Origin of the sequence: Dorea sp. AM10-31, from assembly GCF_003435815.1 — a bacterium.
Classification (GTDB): domain Bacteria; phylum Bacillota; class Clostridia; order Lachnospirales; family Lachnospiraceae; genus Dorea_D; species Dorea_D hominis.
In genome coordinates this window covers 37,844-58,211 of sequence record NZ_QTUV01000007.1, presented here as the reverse complement: position 1 = coordinate 58,211, position 20,368 = coordinate 37,844, and the positions used below count along the sequence as shown (strand labels likewise).

Sequence of the window (20,368 nt, the reverse complement as noted above, 5' to 3'; positions counted from 1 at the left end):
CTCACCTCATATCCCGGAGAACCGTCTTAGCGACGTGTAATTACCTCGTCGATCAGACCATACTCCTTTGCTTCCTCAGCCGACATAAAGTTATCACGGTCTGTGTCCCGGCTGATGACTTCTAACGGCTGTCCTGTATTCTCTGCAAGGATCTGATTCAGTTTCTGGCGTGTTTTCAAAATATGATCAGCCGCAATCTGAATCTCTGTAGCCTGTCCCTGCGCACCACCGGATGGCTGATGGATCATAATCTCCGCATTCGGGAGTGCAAGTCTCTTTCCTTTAGTTCCACCGGAGAGAAGGAAAGAACCCATGCTTGCAGCCATACCAATACAGATTGTCTCGATATCACATTTGATATACTGCATGGTATCATAAATTGCCATACCTGCTGTTACAGAGCCTCCCGGACTGTTGATATACAGATGAATATCTTTCTCCGGATCCTCTGCTTCAAGGAATAATAACTGTGCTACGATCACACTCGCGGACACGTCTGTTACTTCTTCCCCTAAAAATATAATTCTGTCTTTTAATAATCTTGAATAGATATCGTAGGAGCGCTCTCCACGGCTTGTCTGTTCAATGACATAAGGTACTAAACTCATGTATATGCCTCCTCAATATAATATCTGCTGTTATTTATTTCTCTACAGCATTTTCTACAAGGAATGTAACAGCTTCCTGAACTGCCATATCCTCTTTCATCTGCTTCTTCTCAGCATCACCCATAAATTCTTTCAGCTTGTCAGCTTCCATCTTATAAGCTTCTGCCATCTTAGCGATCTCTTCGTCCAGTTTCTCATCGCTGATCTCGATGTTCTCAGCTTTTGCAATAGCTTCCAGTACAAGACGAGTCTCGATACGTTTTACAGCCTGCGGCTTGAACTCTTCGTTCATCTTCTCCTCAGTCATTCCTGTGAACTGATAGTACTGCTCCATAGTCAGTCCCTGAGACTGGATTCTCTGTGCAAAATCGTTAGCCATCTGTGAAATCTGTGTATCAACCATAGCATCCGGGATCTCATAAGAAGCATTCTTAATTGCCTGCTCTACAGCCTGATCTTCCTGTTTGCGTTTTCCATCTGTAGCTTTCTGCTCTTTGATCTTAGCTTTTACGTCTGCTTTGTACTCATCTAATGTATCGAACTCAGAAACTTCTGCCGCGAATTCATCATCGATCTCAGGAAGCTCTTTTGCTTTGATCTCGTGTACTGTGCATTTGAATACAGCTTCTTTTCCCTTCAGCTCTTCTGCATGATAATCTTCCGGGAATGTTACTTTTACTTCTACTTCTTTTTCGGCTTCTGCTCCGACAAGCTGCTCTTCAAATCCCGGGATAAATGATCCGGAACCGATAGTCAGTGGATAGTTCTCACCTTTTCCACCCTCAAATGCTTCTCCGTCTACAAACCCTTCAAAGTCAAGGATTACTTCGTCTCCATCCTGTACTGCACGGTCTTCAACTGTTACAGTTCTTGCGTTCTTTTCAGCTTCTTCCTCGATCTTAGCTTCTACTTCTTTCTGTGTTACACGTGTAGATACTTTGTCTACTTCCAGTCCTTTGTACTCTCCAAGAGTAACTTCCGGTTTTGTAGCTACTTCTGCTGTGAAGATAAACGGTTTTCCCTTCTCAATCTGTACGATGTTGATCTCCGGTCTGGAAACGATCTCAAGCTCGCACTCATCATAAGCATCTGCATATGCTTTTGGAATGATCTCATTTGCAGCATCATCAAAGAAGATCTCTGCTCCGTACATCTTCTCGATCATCTGACGCGGAACTTTTCCTTTACGAAATCCCGGCAGACTGATTTTGTTCTTCTGCTTCTTATACGCACTCTGAAGTGCTTTTTCTAAATCACTGGCAGGTACTTCAATTGTAAGTTTTGCCATGTTCTTTTCTAATTTTTCTACCTGTAAACTCATGTTACAATTTCCTCCTGATTCTATTCTTTAATCGCGCTTTTATGCGCCTGCCCCATACGGGGTAACGATCGCCTGTTACAGGCATATCAAATAACATTCACCACAGAATTATAACACAAACATTTGCAAATATCCACCCTTAGTTTTTATCTGTGAAAAAAACTGTTTTTTCGGGAATTTCTATACACTTTCTGCAGATATTTCTGCTCCTCCCGGTGCTTTTTATTTTTCATATACAATTGCTTCTGCAATCTCTCTTGACTTGTCTTCTCCAACAAGCACTTCGATTAGTTTCAGAGCAAATGCTATCGCCGTTCCTACTCCCCGGCTTGTAATAATATTGCCATCCACTGCTACCTGTGTGCGAAGCATAACCGCTCCCTGGATCTCTGTCTCCACCCCCGGATAGCAGGTAATTCTCTTTCCTTTTAATAATCCGAGATTACCGAGCACTGTCGGAGCTGCACAGATTGCTGCTATCGGCTTTCCTTCGGCTACAAAATCCTTTACTACGCGTCTGACACCTTCATGTGCATTAAGATTCGTTGTTCCCGGCATTCCTCCCGGCAACACGATCATATCTGATTCCACAAAGTTCACTTCTTCAAACAGATCTTCTGTCTGTATATTAATACCATGGGCACCATGTACAGTATAATCCTCCATGATAGAAATCGTATCTACATATATCTGTGCTCTTCTGAGCAGATCAACAACGGTCAGCGCTTCGATCTCTTCAAAGCCGTCCGCCAGCAACACACTTACTTTTATCATTCCTTTTTCTTCCTTTCATCGTATTTTTTGCATTTTTCTTCCAATATAAATATTAACACCGTTTACTTTTTGTGTAAACTATATTATCATTAGTACAGAACTGTATGTCGTATCAAAAAAGGGGGACTCCTATTGGAAATCGAGCGCAAATATCTAATCCGACACTTACCGGCACATCTGCGTCTGGATTCTTTTTCTTGTCGAATCATTGAGCAGGGTTATCTAAACACAACCCCCGTCATTCGTATCCGCAAAGACAATGACAAATATGAACTCACTTACAAATCTTCCGGTCTTATGACCAGGGAAGAATACAATCTTCCGCTTACAGAAAAAGCATATCTTCATCTGTTGCCGAAGATTGACGGAAGACTGATTCGCAAGAAGCGGTATATGATTCCTTTATCCGATATTCTGACGATCGAGCTTGATCTCTTCGAAGGAGATCTTGCTCCACTCATCCTTGCCGAAGTAGAATTTCCGGATGAAACAAGTGCCAATACTTTCTGCGCACCTGACTGGTTCGGAAAGGATGTTACCTTCTCCGGTGAATACCACAACAGCAATCTCAGCAAGATGTAGCAGCAACTTTTTGTTTAAAATACACTTTTGAAACATTTCGGTGCAAACAAAGCAATTTTTTTAGTAAATTGCTATACTAACTAACATACACTCAAGCACGGAGGTGATACCATGTCCAATATACAGCTTGCTAATAACTTACGATTTTTAAGGACAAAACACAAACTGACTCAGGATGATCTGAGCAGTCTGCTGAATATCTCCAGACAGGCTTATTCAAATTATGAAACGAGCAAACGAACCCCGGATCTGGATTCGCTGTTACATATATCCAGATTTTATCGGATTTCTATCGATGAACTGGTCCTTGATAATCTTCAGAGTACTTATCACACAAGCGCTTTGAAAACCGGAGAAGAATATATTCCGTATGTAGTTATGGCAAAAGAAAAAAATACCGGCAATTCCATTTATCTTTCCAGAGAAGAGCTTGACTTTATTATTAAATATCGTGCACTCTCTGAAGAAAACAAACAGATTCTTGCCGGTTTTCTTTCAAACAAACCTTAACAGACGATTATTCCGTCATAATGAATCCATCATGTACTGCGTTCATCGCTTTCTCGATGTCTTTCTCATCTACCAGTACAGTAATTCTGATTTCAGAAGTCGAGATCATATTAATATTAACCCTTGAGTTGTAGAGAGATTCGAACATCTTGGCTGCAACTCCCGGGTTACTCATCATTCCAGCTCCAACCACTGATAATTTTGCAACATTCTTATTACAAGTAATCTCCTGAATCGTCAGACGCTCCTTGTTCTCGTTCAGTATTTCAAGTGCACGATCCAGATCATCTGATGCAACCGTAAAGGAAATATCTTTTGTTCCTTCTCTTCCTACAGACTGGAGAATAATATCTACATTAATATTGTTCTTTGCAAGTGTATTAAATATTACAAATGCCGTGCCCGGTTTATCTTCTACACCGATCACTGAAATCCTGGCTGTATTTGCATCTGCTGCGACTCCCGTTACTAACAGTTTTTCCATCTTGGCTGCCTCCTTGACTACTGTTCCTTCTGCCTCTGTCAGGCTGGAACGTACTACTAATTCTACATTATATTTCTTTGCCATCTCTACGGAACGGTTGTGCAATACTTTGGCTCCCAGACTTGCCAGCTCCAGCATCTCGTCATATGTGATGACATCGAGTTTTCTTGCATTCTTTACTACACGTGGATCTGCTGTATAAACACCTTCAACATCTGTATAAATCTCGCATTTATCTGCATGAAGAACTGAAGCTAGCGCAACTGCTGTTGTGTCAGATCCACCACGTCCCAGAGTCGTAATATCATCGTATTTGTTAACTCCCTGAAAACCGGTGACAATAACAATCTTCCGGGAATCCAGTTCATGCTGGATACGCTCTGTATCTACGCGTTTAAAACGAGCATTTCCATATCTGGATGTAGAATGCATCATAACCTGAAATGCATTCAAGGATACCGCCGGAACATCCAGTGCCTGCATCGCCATAGCCATAAGCGATACGGATACCTGCTCTCCGGTTGTCAGAAGCATATCCAGTTCTCGCTTCTTAGCAGCCGGATTAATATCATGTGCCATTTCTATCAGATTATCTGTAGTATCTCCCATTGCGGATAATACAACTACTACATCATGTCCTGCTTTATAATCTTCAATGCATCGTCTGGCAACATTGAAAATACGTTCTTTATTCGCAACAGAACTGCCGCCGAATTTCTTTACAATTAACATTCGCTTGCCCTCTTTTCTTATGCTTTCTGATCTTCAATCCTTATCATATGTAAGATCTGATCTTTGTACCGGTTTGCTCTTGTATCATAATCACCTTCCATCATAACCGGCGTTACAATTCCAAATTCACCTTCTAATCCCGGAACTTTCACGATTTCGATCTCTCCAAAGGAATATTCCAGATCTTTCCGCATCTCTTCTTCATCACCTTTCATGCGGATGAAGAATCTGCGTTTGGCATCACCTTTATCTTCCAGCGTCAGTTTTTCCTGTTTCCACATTGTCATAATATTGCGGTTCAGGTGTTTTGCTGCATCTACAACATCTGCTACAACTGCACTTGCTGTCGGCAGTTTACCGGCACCGCTTCCATAAAACATTGCATCACCAAGAACATTACCATGTACAAAAATCGCATTGAACACTCCATTTACATTGTACAGTGGATGTTCCGGATAAAGCATGCAAGGCGCAACGATCGCATGCAGTCTGCTGCCGTCTCTCTTGCTGGAAGCGAGCAGCTTGATCGTTGTTCCCATTGCCTTGGCGTATTTCATATCCTCTGTCGTGATCTTCGTAATTCCTTCACAGTAAATGTCTTCAAAGTCAACCTGATTTCCACTGATCAGAGAAGATAAAATTGCAATTTTACGGCAGGCATCATATCCTTCCACATCCGCTTCCGGATTGCGCTCCGCATAACCATTCGCCTGTGCCTCTTTCAGAACCGTGTCATAATCAGCTCCTTCATAGAACATCTTTGTCAGCATATAATTTGTTGTACCATTTAAAATACCTGTGATCTCCTCAATCTCGTCCGCTGTCAGAGATGAATTGAGCGGACGGATGATCGGGATTCCGCCGCCTACACTTGCTTCAAACAGGAAATTAATGTTCTTTTCTTTTGCAATCGACAACAGCTCTGCACCGTGTTTCGCTACAAGAGCCTTGTTTGAAGTTGCAACGCTTTTTCCCGCCAGAAGACTTCTCTTTACAAATGTATAAGCAGGTTCAATTCCCCCCATCACTTCTACAACAATATTAATCTCTTCATCCTGTATGATCGTCTCAAAATCATGGACAATCTTCTCCTGCACCGGATCTCCCGGAAAATCTTTCAGATCCAGGACATACTTCACCTGAAGTTTCTCACCAATTCTCTGATTAATTCCTGCTCCATTTGTATCAATTACTTCTACGACACCGGAGCCTACGGTTCCATAACCCAAAACTGCAATATTTACCATATATCTCTCCTTTATCTTTCCGCTTTCTGTTTCAGATATGCATTAATAAATGCGTCAATATCCCCATCCAGCACCGCATTTACATTACTGTTTTCCTGACCGGTTCTGTGATCCTTGACAAGTGTATACGGCTGCATTACATAAGATCTTATCTGGTTTCCAAATCCAATCTCCTTGATCTCACCACGGATATCTGACACTTTTTCTGCCTGTTCCTGCTCTTTCATAAGCTGAAGCTTTGCTTTCAGCATCTGCATCGCTTTTTCTTTGTTGTGATGCTGCGAGCGTTCGTTCTGGCACTGCACAACAATCCCGGTAGGCAGATGCGTAATACGAATTGCCGAAGATGTCTTATTAACATGCTGACCACCCGCACCGCTGGCACGGTATGTGTCGATCTTCAGATCCTCGTCTGCAATGTCAATATCAATATCATCTTCTATGTCCGGAACAACATCACAGGAAGCAAATGATGTCTGCCGTTTCCCAGCCGAATTAAACGGCGAAATACGAACCAGACGGTGTACGCCTTTTTCAGATTTCAAATAGCCATAGGCATTCTCACCATTCACTTCAAACGTTACTGTCTTAATTCCGGTAATATCTCCATCCAGATAATCCAGTACTTTTAACGCGAACCCTCTCTGTTCTGCCCAGCGGTTATACATACGATAGAGCATACCTGCCCAGTCACAGGATTCGGTTCCTCCGGCGCCTGCGTGAATCGTCATGATCGCATTGCAGGAATCATATTCACCTGACAACAATGTCTGGATACGAAGTTCTTCAAAAAGCGTTTCGAACTTCTTCCATTCCTGTTCAATTTCTTTCACTATAGAAGGATCCTCTTCTTCATATCCCATTTCCAAAAGAATCGCCACATCTTCATATCCGGTATAAAGCGTGCGGATCTTCTCTGTAAGTTCTTTCAGATCCTTCAGTTCTTTCATAATCTTCTGGGATTCTTCCGGATCATTCCAGAAATCCGGTTCCTCTACCTTGCGCTCCAGCTCTTCGATCCTTTTCTCCTTGCCGGCGACGTCAAAGTGAATCCCTCATCTCGGCAAGAGGTTCTTCGTAAGCATTATAAATGCTCTTAAGCTGATCTAATTCAACCACTTTTGCTTCACCTCTTTCTTTTTATATTCTCATTTTTGTATTCTGTTTACAGGCTGTGGCTCTTACTTTCTGCCACAACACTGTTTGTATTTCTTACCGCTTCCACACGGACACGGATCGTTTGGATATACCTTTTTCTCTGCTCTCTTCTTCGGAGTATGTGCTGCGGAATCGTCTTTATTCGTTCCTGTAACCTGTGCAACCTGTTCACGTTCTACTTTTTCTTCCAGCCTTACATGGAACAGTGCACGTACGGTGTCAGCAGAGATGCTCTGTGTCATCTCGCCGAACATCTCATATCCGATCATCTTATATTCTACCTTCGGATCTCTCTGTCCATAAGCCTGCAGACCAATTCCCTGACGGAGCTGATCCATATCATCGATATGATCCATCCATTTTGCATCAATAACCTTAAGCAGGATCACACGCTCGATCTCACGTACCTGTTCTGGTTCCTGATACTCCGCCTCTTTTACTTCGTATGCTTTTGCTGCACGCTCTTTTAACAGATGTTTCAGCTTCTTCGGTGACAGTCCCTTGACATCTTCCGGTGCCAGAGGTTCCATTGGAATTGTCTCTAAGATATTGCGGTTCAGTTCTACCAGATTAAACTCTTCATAATCCTGATCCGGACTTACGATCATATCTACAGTATTCTCAATATAATCATTCATCATATGGAAAATAGAATCACGCATGTTGTCTCCATCCAGTACATGTCTTCTTTCTTCATAAATGATCTCTCTCTGCTCGTTCATTACCTGATCATACTCTAACAGATTTTTACGGATTCCGAAGTTGTTACTCTCGATCTTCTCCTGTGCTTTCTGAATCGCACTGGATAACATCTTATGCTGTATCTGTTCTCCTTCTTCTACACCAAGTGCATTAAATACACTCATCAGACGTTCAGATCCGAACAAACGCATCAGATCATCTTCCAGTGAAATATAGAATCTGGATTCTCCCGGGTCTCCCTGACGTCCCGAACGTCCACGAAGCTGATTATCAATACGTCTGGATTCATGACGCTCTGTCCCGATAATCTTCAGTCCGCCTGCTTCTCTGGCTTCATCGTCCAGTTTAATATCCGTACCACGACCAGCCATGTTTGTTGCGATCGTAACTGCATCATGGATACCTGCCTGTGCAACAATCTCAGCTTCCAGTTCATGGAATTTCGCATTTAATACATTGTGCTTGATTCCACGACGTTTTAGCATACCACTGAGAAGTTCGGAATTCTCAATTGTAATCGTACCAACCAGTACCGGCTGATGTTTTGCATGCGCTTCTTCGATTGCATCACATACAGCTTTGAATTTTTCCTTTTCTGTTTTGTATACAGCATCTTCCAGATCCTTCCGGATAACCGGTTTATTTGTAGGAATCTCTACAACATCCATTCCGTAAATCTCACGGAACTCCTTCTCCTCTGTCAGAGCAGTACCTGTCATACCGGACTTCTTCTCATATTTGTTAAATAAATTCTGGAACGTAATCGTCGCAAGAGTCTTACTCTCTCTCTTAACTTTTACATGCTCTTTCGCTTCAATCGCCTGATGAAGTCCGTCAGAATAACGACGTCCCGGCATAATACGTCCGGTGAACTCATCAACGATCAGTACTTCATCATCTTTTACAACATAGTCTTTGTCACGAAACATCAGATTGTGTGCACGCAGTGCCAGAATAATATTATGCTGGATCTCCAGGTTTTCTGCATCTGCCAGGTTCTCAATATGGAAGAACTTCTCTACTTTCTTCACACCATCTTCTGTAAGGTTGATGTTCTTTTCTTTCTCGTTAACAATGAAATCTCCGGTCTCTTCAATATCTTCACCAAGGATTGCATTCATTTTGGAGAACTCCCCACTAGCTTCACCACGTTCTAACTGACGTGCGAGAATATCACACGCTTCGTAAAGCTTTGTAGATTTGCCACTCTGTCCGGAAATAATAAGCGGAGTTCTTGCTTCATCGATCAATACCGAGTCAACCTCATCGATAATGGCAAATTTCATACCTCTCTGTACAAGCTGTTCCTTGTAAATTACCATGTTATCTCTCAGATAATCAAATCCAAGTTCATTGTTCGTTACATATGTGATATCGCAGTTATATGCATCTCTTCGCTCGTCATTGTCCATCTCATTCAGAACTACGCCTACGGTCAGTCCAAGAAACTCATGAACCTGTCCCATCCACTCAGCATCACGCTTTGCCAGATAATCATTGACTGTTACGATCTGCACACCTTCACCGGTCAGCGCATTCAGATATGCCGGCAACGTTGATACAAGTGTCTTTCCTTCACCAGTCTTCATCTCTGCGATACGTCCCTGATGCAGGACAATACCACCGATGATCTGTACTCTGTATGGCTTCATTCCCAGAGTACGGTATGCTGCTTCACGCACAACTGCAAATGCCTCTGGAAGGATATCATCTAATGTTTCTCCGCCAGCAAGTCTGTCTTTGAATTCTTTTGTCTTCGCTCTTAATTCTTCATCTGACAGGCTCTGCATCTGCGGTTCTAACGCCTCAACCGCATCTGCGATCGGATAAATTCTCTTCAGCTCATGTTCACTGTGTGTTCCAAATATTTTCTGTATAAAACCCATGTTGATATATACTCCTTATTTGTAAATTTACTCAAATTTTATTCTAGCACTATCCGAATCTCAATTCAACCAATTTATAAAGTGTTTACAAACTGGTAACACTTCCTTTACGAACGATATTTCCGGACTTTTTCATACGGAAGCGTTCCGCCAAAAAGATCAAGGGCACTGCCGATTGTAAAGTCCAGACATCCTTTTGTCAGATGCGCAAATTGCTCTAAATCCTCCATGCTTCCGATCCCCCCCGCATATGTAACCGGATTGCCATGATATCTGCCGAGAAGTTCAGCCAGATGCTTGTCCACACCGGCTGCCTTTCCCTCTACATCCACACCATGCACAAGGAATTCATCACTGTATTCCGCCAGTTCCTTTAATATCTGTTCATTCAGGACAACATCTGTAAATGTCTGCCACCGGTCTGTCACAATGTAATACTGCCCATCTTTTTTCCGGCAGCTTACATCAATGACTACATGTTCTTTTCCTACTTCTCTTTTCAGCTTCTCCAGCGCATCCCAGCGGATCTTACCACCTTTAAATACATAAGAAGTTACGATTACATGGCTTGCACCTTTTTTAATATAGCCGGAAGCATTCTCCGCCGTAACCCCACCGCCGATCTGCATCCCGCCGGGATATGCCCGTAATGCTTTTTCTGCCTGTTCCAGTGTCTTCTTATAATATTCGGAAGAAGGCGGATTCAGCAATATGATATGCCCGCCTTTCAAGCTATCTTTCCTGTATAAATCTGCGTAATAATCCGCATCCATTTCAGACGCAAAATTTTCTGTTGCCTGATTACCTTCGTCTCTTAAGCTTCCGCCTACGATTTGTTTTACTTTTCCATTATGAATGTCAATACATGGTCTGAATCTCATAAATCTGCGTCACTCCTTCTTTACGATTACACTACTAGTGGATAAAGCCCAACTACATTTAATAATGATACCCACGAATTGTTCCGTGCTACGCACTCTCACAATTCTGCCCACTATTCGCATATCGTGGGATCACAATCCCACTTTTATGCTCATATTGGGGCAGGTCCCAAGGTCATACAGCCACTTATGAGCAAGCTCATGCGGCTTTCGACCTTTTGACCTTGGTATCATTGCATTATTATAGCACACCGCCTTTTCAAAAAAAAGAAAAGGCGGTGTGCTGTCTCATTATTTCTTATCTTTTTTTGTTGTTTTGTCTGTCTTCTGATCCGTTGTCTTTTTGTCTGTTGCTTTATCTGTCTTCTGATCTGCATTGTTATCTGTGCCGTCAAAGCCATCTTCTACATCATCTTTGATGTCTTCAGCTCCGTCTTCAATATCATCACCAATCTCATCTGCGACTCCATCATCATTTTTCGTATCGTCTGCTGTTCCATTTGTCGCATCATTTGTACGATCACCATTGTAGTCTGTAGCCTTATTATCTGCATTGTCATTTCCACAGCCTGTCAGTGCACCCATCACGCAGACACACAACACTACCAGCATACATCTTCTCAACTGTCTCATATTTTCATTCTCCCTTTCGTTCCTGTATATTTATCTATTTATCAAGTAATACTTGTTATCATGTAATATTTACATTTTTGCAGATTCTATACTTTCACGATTCTGGGATTATTTTACATCTATGTCACAGTTTTACAATCAGCATTGTTTTCACATTACATACGCTCTGTAATCTCACCGCTTCTGTATGCCTGAAGAAGCATTTTCAGATCTTCAATCTGTTCTTTTAACTCCTGACCTATATCAGTATCTCCTACCAGCTTTCTCTCCAGCACACGTTTTACAACAACGCTGTCTGAATGGATGTCGCTTTCTTTTTCAATCGCTGCTTCTGTTGATTCAAACGGTTCATGCGCCGCAAGAATCAGTCCGTAAGAATTATAGATCAACGTATATCCTGCAATGCCGGTCTGTTTCTGATAGGCTCTGGAAAATCCGCCATCGATCACAAGCACTTTTCCGTTACATTTGATCGGGCTTTCTCCCGTAATCGCTTTCACCGGCACATGCCCGTTAATGATATGTGCACTCTCTTCGGTCAGTCCAAATTCTTTCAGAATCATATTGATTACTTTTTCATTTTCAAGCAAATTATAATATGGGTTTTTCTTTTCTTTATGCGTCTCTTTTTCAGCAAGGAAATAACGTTCAAATGTTGCCATTTTATCTTTTCCAAACAACGGGGAATTTTCACTCAACCAGATATACCACATCATGTCCTTTCCCCGCTCTTTTTCCCTCTTATTTAATGCATAAAATCCTTTTCGCACATAGCTTTCCAACACTTCATACAGACTCTTTCCTTTGTAGGATCTGCCGTACAGCCGTACACTTTTCAATGTTCCGTCCTCTTTAAGCGGAACACAGCCATGATAGAGCAGATTTCCATTATAGACTTTGTAGAGTCCACCCTTGTTCAACAGAAAGCGCATATGATCCTGCAGTTTCTCACAGTTTAAAAATGCACTTTCAAGCCGCGACATGATCTCTTCCTCGTCTTTGCTGAGCGCATATGGATGTTTCGGATCGATTGTCGGAAAATTTATATCCAGCATCTCATATTCTTTTCCATCCAGAGTTATAACACCACGTTCATAATCGATCTTGTCTAACAGATTGCGATCCTCCAGATGAAATCCCGGATTCTTTTTGATAATCTGTCCTTCCACTTTAAATTGAATAACCGACATTGCTTTGTGCATCCGTATCTCAAGCTGTTTTTCATTGATGTCTCTATTCTGCTCTCCTTTTAATTTGAAACATTCACACGGATCATCCTTATATACCCGAAGTGCAAATGTCGCAAGCGGAAGCAGGTTGATCCCATATCCATCCTCCAGAATATCCAGATTGCCATATCTTGCGCAGATACGGATCACATTTGCGATACAGCCACGCTGCCCGGCAGCTGCCCCCATCCACAGTACATCATGATTCCCCCACTGAATGTCTACGGAATGATAATTCTTTAATTTGTCCATGATGATGTGCGGTCCCGGACCTCTGTCATATACATCTCCTACAATATGCAGGTGATCCACCGTCAGTCTCTGGATCAGCTCACTAAGCGCCACAATAAAAGGTTCTGCTCTGCCAATTCCGATGATCGTGCTTACAATGGAGTTATAATACGACTCTTTGTCCGAAACTTCCGGACGCACCGTAATCAGCTCCTCGATCACATAAGCAAATTCTTTCGGCAGTGCCTTTCGCACTTTTGATCTTGTGTATTTGCTTGCTGCGCATTTACACACTTCAATTAACCGGTACAATGTAATCTTGTACCAGTCCTCCATACTCTCTTCGGTCTGTCTGATCCGATCCATCTTTTCTTTTGGATAATAAATAAGAGTAGCCAGAGATTGTTTGTCTCTGCTACTCAAAGTATTTCCAAATACATCATCAATTTTACGGCGCACAGAACCTGAGCCGTTCTTCAGCACATGTGAAAACGCCTCATATTCTCCGTGAATATCCGTCAGGAAATGTTCGGTTCCTTTCGGAAGATTCAAAATTGCCTGAAGATTAATAATCTCCGTTGATGCCTTAGCGATGGTCGGGTACAGCTCAGAAAGTCTCTCCAGATAACGTTCTTTTAATTCTTTCATAAACTCCTCCCATAATTAAAACTGAATGACATCCGACATGTCATACAGCCCTGCCGGTTTACCTGCCAGAAATTTGGCAGCTTCCACGGCACCTTTTCCAAAGATTGTCTTGGAATATGCTGTATGCTTAAATTCTATTACTTCATCAGTTCCGGCAAACAGTACTTCATGTTCCCCTACAATCGTACCGCCACGGACTGCTGAAATCCCAATCTCTTTTGTATCACGTTTCTTACGCTCCTGGCTTCTGTCATATACATAATGATATGCTTCATCCATTGCTTCATTCATAGAATCCGCAAGCGCAATTGCTGTTCCGCTCGGTGCGTCCAGCTTCTGGTTGTGATGCTTTTCAACAATCTCCATATCATATCCTGCCGGTGCAAGAACTTTGGTTGCTTCTTTTAATAATTTCATCAGAAGATTGATACCAAGAGACATATTTGCAGATTTTAAAACTGCTGTTTTCTTTGCTGCTTCTGGAATCTTTGCAAGTTGTTCTTCTGAAAGACCTGTCGTGCAGAGAACAACCGGCATTTTTTTCTCTTCGCAGTATGTAAGCAGAGCATCTGCTGCTGCCGCGTTAGAAAAATCAATGATCACATCTGCTTCCACATCGCATTTTTCCAGGCTTTCAAAAACCGGATAATCATTGGCGATTCCTGTATATTTATCAATTCCTGCAACAAGCTCGATTCCTTCGTCGGCTTTAATAAGTCCCGTAATTACCTGTCCCATATGTCCATTGCATCCATGCATGATTGCTCGTACCATTTTATTTCCTCCTGTATGTTCCCACGATTGTCATAGAAAAAGGATATCACAACTGGTGCCAGTAAGCAACCAATGATATCCTTTTCACATATTCTGCACAATATGTATCTTATGCTAATTGAATTCCGAAATCTTTCATTGCTTTTGCCAGCGCCTGTTCATGCTCTTTAGAGATCTCTGTAAGCGGCATGCGAAGCGGTCCACACTCAACTCCCATAAGCTGCATTGCTTTCTTAACCGGAATCGGGTTCACTTCACAGAACAGTTGCTCAATAAGAGGCAGTGCTTTCAGCTGAAGTGCTGCACTCCCTTTTACATCTCCATTAAAGAACTTCTTGCAGATATCATGTGTTTCCTGCGGCGCAACATTAGACAGCACAGAAATAACACCTTTGGCTCCCAGTGACAACATCGGCACGATCTGGTCATCATTACCGGAATATAAATCAATATTTCCATCTGTCAGAGCCATGATCTTCGCAACCTGTGAAATATTGCCAGACGCTTCTTTTACAGCTACGATATTATCTACATTCTTAACAAGCTCTGCAACCGTTGCCGGTTCAATATTGCATCCGGTTCTGCTTGCAACGCTGTACATGATAATCGGAGCTTTTGCTTCTTTGGCTACTGCTGTATAGTGACCGATCAGTCCTGCCTGTGTCGCCTTATTATAATAAGGTGTTACCAGTAACAGACCATCTGCGCCATAATCTGCCGCCTCTTTTGACATGTCGATGGCTGTTCTTGTGCAATTAGAACCAGTTCCGGCAATTACCGGGATTCTGCCTTTCACACGGTCAATAGCAAATTTCACACACTGCATATGCTCTTCTTCCGTCATTGTAGCAGATTCTCCGGTCGTTCCGCAGATAATGATCGCATCCGTACCGTGTGTACAATGATAATCAAGCAATTCATCAAGTTTATTATAATTAATGGTTTCGTCGCTGTTAAATGGTGTAACGATGGCTACACCTGCACCTGTAAAAATAGACATACATATCCTCCTGACTGCATTTCGTTATTAACAGAATTTTATCACCATTCAAATATGATGTCAATGAAACTCTTTCCCCCTTTACAGGTACTTTGTCATTTTCTCTCATTTTCCATCAAATTCCCACACATTCCAGTTTGCTTACCGAAACTTCATATGCTATGCGTTTCTGGGTTTCTGTCTCTGAAAGTTTCTTTACATATTCCCGACTCTGGATTCTCCCAAGGATCTGCACATGCTCTCCCACTTCAAAAGCAGAGGCAAATCTTGCATTTCTTCCCCAGCAGATACACGGTATGTAATCTGATTTTCCATATGGACGGTTCACCGCAAGCAGAAGATCTGCAATTTCTCTTCCGAGCGGAGTTTTACGGTATACCGGCAGTTTACAGATATAGCCGTCCAGCAAGATATTGTTTGTCCGCGCTCCATCCGGCTCTTCTTCAATAAATGTAACTTCTCTGGCGAACACGGACAGTACAAGTCTGTTTTTCTGTTCCTCATGGCGGTTGTAAGAGCGAAACTGTCCACAGATCATCAGATATTCCCCTTCATAATCCTGGCTCACATCGACCAGTCGTTCCGATACCATTACCGGTATCCGGTCCCTGGAATTGCTCAGACGCTTCACATCAACATCTACCATATAAAAGCCCTCACCGAACACTTCGTGGCTGAATGTAAAGCCTGATACAACTTCTCCCATAATTGTTACCTGATTGTTTTCAATAACCTTATCTGACATAATTTTACATTCTCCTTCCTCTGAATCGTATTTTGAGTCATACCATAATTTATGAAAGTCGGAATGCTTTTAGAACTAAATACTTGTAAATTCTATAAAATATGATAAACTAATAAAGTTGTACAATGAAAAATGGAAAATTATATGTTAATAGGAAGAGAAAAGGAAGGTTCGTATGAAGACAAAACGCGAAGATGTACGTAATATAGCAATCATTGCCCATGTCGATCACGGTAAAACGACATTGGTTGACGAATTATTGAAGCAAAGCGGTGTATTCCGTGAAAACCAGGAAGTGGAAGAACGTGTTATGGATTCCAACGATATTGAACGTGAGCGTGGAATCACAATCCTTTCCAAAAACACAGCAGTCTATTATAAAAATACAAAGATCAACATTATCGACACACCGGGGCATGCTGATTTCGGTGGCGAGGTAGAACGTGTTTTAAAAATGGTAAACGGCGTTGTCCTCGTTGTAGATGCATTTGAAGGTGCTATGCCACAGACCAAATTCGTTCTAAGAAAGGCACTGGAACTGGAACTTCCGGTTATCGTATGTATCAATAAGATCGACCGTCCGGAAGCAAGACCGGATGAAGTTATCGACGAAGTTCTTGAACTGTTCATGGATCTGGATGCTTCAGATGAACAATTAGACTGTCCGTTCGTTTACGCTTCTGCAAAAGCAGGTGTTGCAGTTCTGGATCTCTCTGATGAAGAGAAAGATATGAAGCCTCTTTTTGAGACAATCTTAGAGTATATCCCGGCTCCGGAAGGTGATCCGGAAGCTCCGACGCAGGTACTGATCAGTACAATCGATTACAATGAATATGTCGGAAGAATCGGTGTCGGCAAAGTTGATAACGGTACAATCCGTGTAAATCAAGATATGGTTCTTGTAAACCATCATGATCCTGACAAACAGGAAAAAGTAAAAATCAGCAAACTTTATGAATTTGACGGTCTGAACAAAGTAGAAGTAAAAGAAGCTACGATTGGATCTATCGTTGCAATCTCCGGTATTTCTGATATTTCCATCGGTGATACACTCTGTTCTCCGGAAGCTCCGAACGCAATTCCGTTCCAGAAGATTTCAGAGCCAACGATTTCCATGAACTTCATCGTTAACGACAGTCCGTTTGCCGGACAGGAGGGAAAATACGTTACTTCCCGTCACTTACGTGATCGTCTGTTCCGCGAGCTGAACACAGATGTCAGCCTTCGTGTAGAAGATACCGAGAACATGGACAGCTTCAAAGTATCCGGACGTGGCGAACTTCATTTATCCGTTCTAATTGAGAATATGCGCCGTGAAGGTTATGAATTTGCAGTCAGCAAAGCAGAAGTTCTTTATAAGAAAGACGAAAAAGGTAAATTATTAGAGCCTATGGAGACAGCTTATATCGATGTGCCGGACGAATTTACCGGAACTGTCATCGACAAATTAAGCCAGCGTAAAGGTGAGCTGCAGAACATGGGTGCAACCGGTGGCGGATATACCCGTCTGGAATTCCGTATTCCGGCACGTGGTCTGATCGGATACCGTGGAGAATTCTTAACAGATACAAAAGGAAATGGTATCATCAATACTGCATTTGACGGCTATGCTCCGTACAAGGGAGACATCACTTACCGTAAGCAGGGCTCTCTGATCGCATTTGAGACAGGCGAATCTGTAACTTACGGACTGTTCAGTGCCCAGGAACGCGGTGTGCTGTTCATCGGTGCCGGCGAAAAAGTATATTCCGGTATGGTTATCGGAGAAAATGCAAAAACAGACGATATCGAAGTCAATGTATGTAAGACCAAACATCTTACCAATACCCGTTCCTCCAGTGCAGATGAAGCACTTCGTCTGACACCTCCGAAAGTATTAAGTCTGGAGCAGGCACTGGACTTCATCGACACAGACGAATTACTGGAAGTAACTCCGAAAAACTTAAGAATCCGTAAAAAGATTCTGGATCCAAAGATGAGAAAAAGAGGAAATCGATCATGATCTTTTTGTGGCAATTAGAAAATATTCGAACACCGTTTTTCAACGAAATCATGCAATTTGTCACTTATTTTGGTCAGGAACTATTAATCATAGCGGTTATCTGCGCACTGTACTGGTGCGCGGATAAGCGCTTTGCTTATTATCTGGGCTTTACTTATTTCACAGCAGGATTCTGTGTGCAGGCGTTAAAGATCACTTTCCGGATTCCAAGACCATGGATTCTGGATCCAGAATTTAAAGCTGTAAAAAGTGCAATTCCTGCCGCCACCGGATATTCCTTCCCAAGCGGCCATACTCAAGGGGCTACATGTCTCTTCTTCCCGTTAGCTCTCCGTGCCAAAAAAACATGGGCAAAAATACTGTTTATACTCGCATTTTTATGTGTTGGTTTTTCCAGAATGTATCTCGGATGTCACACACCAAAGGATGTTTTCGTATCTATGGGTCTGTCCATTATCATTGCATCCGTTTTCTGGCATTTCCGTTCAAAACTTGAAAATGTTACTACTTGCACCGCACAGATTTCTGTCCTGCTCGGTATACTCGCATTCGCTCTCGCCGGCTATGCATGGTATTTATATCATGGACAGATGATTGCTTTGAAATACGCAATGGACTGCTTCAAAGCTGCCGGAGCCGGACTGGGCTTTGCCCTGGGCTGGTATCTTGAACGCACACATCTGGACTTTCAACCGGATACCTGCTCCGGAAAAGGTCAGATTTTGAAATTTATCATTGGTATACTACTGACACTTTGCGTGAAACTCATCATCTCTTTTATTTTCGGCTCTTCTATCTTGGCAAAATCCGCCGAATATTTTATACTGCTGTTATGGATCATTTATTTTTATCCTTATCTGTTTACCAAATACAGCAAACACTAAGAGGAGAATTTTATGCGAACAATCATTGCCAATTTTTTAAAACGACTGACCGAAATTCTGGAACTTTTCATTGCTTTGATGCTGGCTGCCGGTATTATTTTATTATGCGTGCGGATCGCCACATCACTTGCCAATGTTCCGGATCTGAATACGTGGCCAAACTATGACGATCTGCTGGAAACCTGTTTTAATCTGATCATCGGAGTGGAGCTTATCCGCATGGTTTATTATCATACACCGGCGACTGTATTTGAAGTTCTGATCTTTGCGATTGCAAGACAGATCATCATCGATCACTCTTCCAGCTATTCTAGCCTGATCGGCGTATGTGCGATTGCTGTTTTATTTGCAACAAGGAAATATCTGTTCTGTGAATTTGATATTCCAAACGAAACTATTTTGCGCGCAACGACGAAAGTAAAACTTGCTAATAAACTTCTGGGTATCTCGCTTCCTTACGAAGAAGATACTGCCACACTTCGAGATATTCTGGAAGAAAGCCTGAAAAAAGGAGAAACCGATATCGGTGTCGGTGCCTGCGCCTACTATTCAAACTGCGGACTTCGTGTTGCAAAAATGCATAATGGAAAAATTTCCAGAATTGAAGTAATTCATGCTATACAATAGTCAACAAACATGTTATACTAAATATATCAGATATATTTCTTTCTGTGTAGAAATTGTCAGATTTTATATATCTGAAAAATGTCAAAAAGGAGTTGAGCATCATGAAGTTTATCATTATCGGAAAAAACATCGATGTAACACCAGGCTTAAAACAAGCTGTAGAAAGTAAGTTAGGAAAATTAGAAAGGTACTTCACTCCAGAGACGGAAATTCACGTAACCTTAAGCGTACAGAAAGAACATCAAAAAATTGAAGTTACAATCCCTGTAAAAGGTACAATTATCCGTTCCGAACAAGTCAGCAGTGACATGTATGTATCCATCGATCTTGTCGAAGAGGTTATTGAACGCCAGCTTCGCAAATATAAGAACAAACTTGTTGCCAGACAGCAGGAAGGCGGCAACTTTAAACAGGAATTTTTCGATACCGCAGAGAATACAGATGAAGACGAGATCAAGATCGTCCGCACAAAGAAATTCGGCATCAAACCAATGTATCCGGAAGATGCATGCATCCAGATGGAACTGCTCGGACACGATTTCTACGTATTCTGCAACGCAGAGACCGAAGAAGTCAACGTAGTCTACAAACGCAAAAACGGCTCTTTCGGATTGATAGAACCAGAGTTTTCATAAAGCTACGAGCAAGACATAGAATAAGGGAAGCGGGTGGTAATGTTCACATTACCACCCGCTTCCCTTATTCTTATG

At 42.1% G+C, this 20,368-nt stretch carries 19 protein-coding genes; 6 read left to right on the top strand and 13 right to left on the bottom strand.

Annotation, left to right across the window (positions count from 1 at the left end; all coding sequences use genetic code 11):
* Positions 1 to 26: 26 nt before the first annotated feature.
* The 3 genes from clpP to DW125_RS10685 form a co-directional block, all read right to left on the bottom strand.
* Positions 27 to 608: an ATP-dependent Clp endopeptidase proteolytic subunit ClpP gene (clpP, locus tag DW125_RS10695; protein ID WP_021859587.1), complete on the bottom strand. Its 582-nt coding sequence runs from the start codon at positions 606 to 608 to the stop codon at positions 27 to 29.
* 34 nt (positions 609 to 642) lie between these two features.
* On the bottom strand, positions 643 to 1,929 hold the full coding sequence (gene tig, locus DW125_RS10690) for a trigger factor (RefSeq protein ID WP_021859586.1): 1,287 nt from the start codon (positions 1,927 to 1,929) through the stop codon (positions 643 to 645).
* 222 nt (positions 1,930 to 2,151) lie between these two features.
* Positions 2,152 to 2,703, bottom strand: a complete 552-nt coding sequence (locus DW125_RS10685; RefSeq protein ID WP_117538116.1) for a DJ-1 family glyoxalase III — start codon at positions 2,701 to 2,703, stop codon at positions 2,152 to 2,154.
* A 132-nt stretch (positions 2,704 to 2,835) separates the two neighbouring features.
* On the opposite strand from DW125_RS10685, the gene DW125_RS10680 reads away from it, so the two are divergent.
* Together DW125_RS10680 and DW125_RS10675 are read left to right on the top strand one after the other, a co-directional pair.
* Positions 2,836 to 3,285 (top strand): CYTH domain-containing protein, encoded by a 450-nt coding sequence (locus tag DW125_RS10680; protein ID WP_021859570.1) that lies wholly within the window; start codon positions 2,836 to 2,838, stop codon positions 3,283 to 3,285.
* 111 nt (positions 3,286 to 3,396) lie between these two features.
* Positions 3,397 to 3,795 (top strand): helix-turn-helix domain-containing protein, encoded by a 399-nt coding sequence (locus tag DW125_RS10675; protein ID WP_021859569.1) that lies wholly within the window; start codon positions 3,397 to 3,399, stop codon positions 3,793 to 3,795.
* A 7-nt stretch (positions 3,796 to 3,802) separates the two neighbouring features.
* On the opposite strand, the gene DW125_RS10670 is transcribed toward DW125_RS10675, so the two are convergent.
* The 10 genes from DW125_RS10670 to DW125_RS10625 form a co-directional block, all read right to left on the bottom strand.
* The gene (locus DW125_RS10670; protein WP_117538115.1) at positions 3,803 to 5,011 is read right to left on the bottom strand and encodes an aspartate kinase; all 1,209 of its coding nucleotides are present in this window, start codon (positions 5,009 to 5,011) and stop codon (positions 3,803 to 3,805) included.
* Positions 5,012 to 5,028: 17 nt separating this feature from the next.
* Positions 5,029 to 6,258, bottom strand: coding sequence for a homoserine dehydrogenase (locus DW125_RS10665; protein ID WP_117538114.1), 1,230 nt, complete (start codon positions 6,256 to 6,258; stop codon positions 5,029 to 5,031).
* An 11-nt stretch (positions 6,259 to 6,269) separates the two neighbouring features.
* A protein-coding gene (gene prfB, locus DW125_RS10660; RefSeq protein ID WP_117538113.1) for a peptide chain release factor 2 occupies positions 6,270 to 7,377 on the bottom strand; the annotation gives its coding sequence in 2 pieces (ribosomal slippage) (positions 6,270 to 7,301 and positions 7,303 to 7,377; 1,107 coding nt in all).
* A gap of 62 nt (positions 7,378 to 7,439) precedes the next feature.
* On the bottom strand, positions 7,440 to 10,004 hold the full coding sequence (secA, locus tag DW125_RS10655) for a preprotein translocase subunit SecA (RefSeq protein ID WP_117538112.1): 2,565 nt from the start codon (positions 10,002 to 10,004) through the stop codon (positions 7,440 to 7,442).
* A gap of 107 nt (positions 10,005 to 10,111) precedes the next feature.
* A complete protein-coding gene (gene hisA, locus DW125_RS10650; RefSeq protein ID WP_117538111.1) occupies positions 10,112 to 10,885 on the bottom strand; it encodes a phosphoribosylformimino-5-aminoimidazole carboxamide ribotide isomerase in 774 nt (257 codons plus the stop codon).
* 291 nt (positions 10,886 to 11,176) lie between these two features.
* Positions 11,177 to 11,518 (bottom strand): hypothetical protein, encoded by a 342-nt coding sequence (locus DW125_RS10645; protein ID WP_021859563.1) that lies wholly within the window; start codon positions 11,516 to 11,518, stop codon positions 11,177 to 11,179.
* A gap of 155 nt (positions 11,519 to 11,673) precedes the next feature.
* Positions 11,674 to 13,626, bottom strand: coding sequence for a fructose-1,6-bisphosphatase (locus DW125_RS10640; RefSeq protein WP_117538110.1), 1,953 nt, complete (start codon positions 13,624 to 13,626; stop codon positions 11,674 to 11,676).
* A gap of 15 nt (positions 13,627 to 13,641) precedes the next feature.
* Positions 13,642 to 14,400 (bottom strand): 4-hydroxy-tetrahydrodipicolinate reductase, encoded by a 759-nt coding sequence (gene dapB, locus DW125_RS10635; protein ID WP_021859561.1) that lies wholly within the window; start codon positions 14,398 to 14,400, stop codon positions 13,642 to 13,644.
* Between the two features lie 109 nt (positions 14,401 to 14,509).
* A complete protein-coding gene (gene dapA / locus DW125_RS10630; protein ID WP_117538109.1) occupies positions 14,510 to 15,400 on the bottom strand; it encodes a 4-hydroxy-tetrahydrodipicolinate synthase in 891 nt (296 codons plus the stop codon).
* A gap of 115 nt (positions 15,401 to 15,515) precedes the next feature.
* Positions 15,516 to 16,145 carry a single-stranded DNA-binding protein gene (locus tag DW125_RS10625; RefSeq protein ID WP_117538108.1) on the bottom strand — a complete coding sequence of 210 codons (630 nt, stop codon included), beginning with the start codon at positions 16,143 to 16,145 and terminating at the stop codon, positions 15,516 to 15,518.
* A 175-nt stretch (positions 16,146 to 16,320) separates the two neighbouring features.
* Here DW125_RS10625 and typA point away from each other — a divergent pair, with 175 nt between their 5' ends.
* From typA to hpf, 4 genes are all read left to right on the top strand, one after another.
* Positions 16,321 to 18,147, top strand: a complete 1,827-nt coding sequence (gene typA / locus DW125_RS10620; protein ID WP_117538107.1) for a translational GTPase TypA — start codon at positions 16,321 to 16,323, stop codon at positions 18,145 to 18,147.
* Positions 18,144 to 19,031 (top strand): phosphatase PAP2 family protein, encoded by an 888-nt coding sequence (locus DW125_RS10615; RefSeq protein ID WP_117538106.1) that lies wholly within the window; start codon positions 18,144 to 18,146, stop codon positions 19,029 to 19,031. The genes typA and DW125_RS10615 overlap by 4 nt, the downstream gene beginning before the upstream one ends.
* Before the next feature lie 12 nt (positions 19,032 to 19,043).
* Positions 19,044 to 19,658, top strand: a complete 615-nt coding sequence (locus DW125_RS10610; RefSeq protein ID WP_021859556.1) for a phosphate-starvation-inducible PsiE family protein — start codon at positions 19,044 to 19,046, stop codon at positions 19,656 to 19,658.
* A gap of 101 nt (positions 19,659 to 19,759) precedes the next feature.
* Positions 19,760 to 20,293, top strand: coding sequence for a ribosome hibernation-promoting factor, HPF/YfiA family (gene hpf, locus DW125_RS10605; protein WP_021859555.1), 534 nt, complete (start codon positions 19,760 to 19,762; stop codon positions 20,291 to 20,293).
* Positions 20,294 to 20,368: the final 75 nt, after the last annotated feature.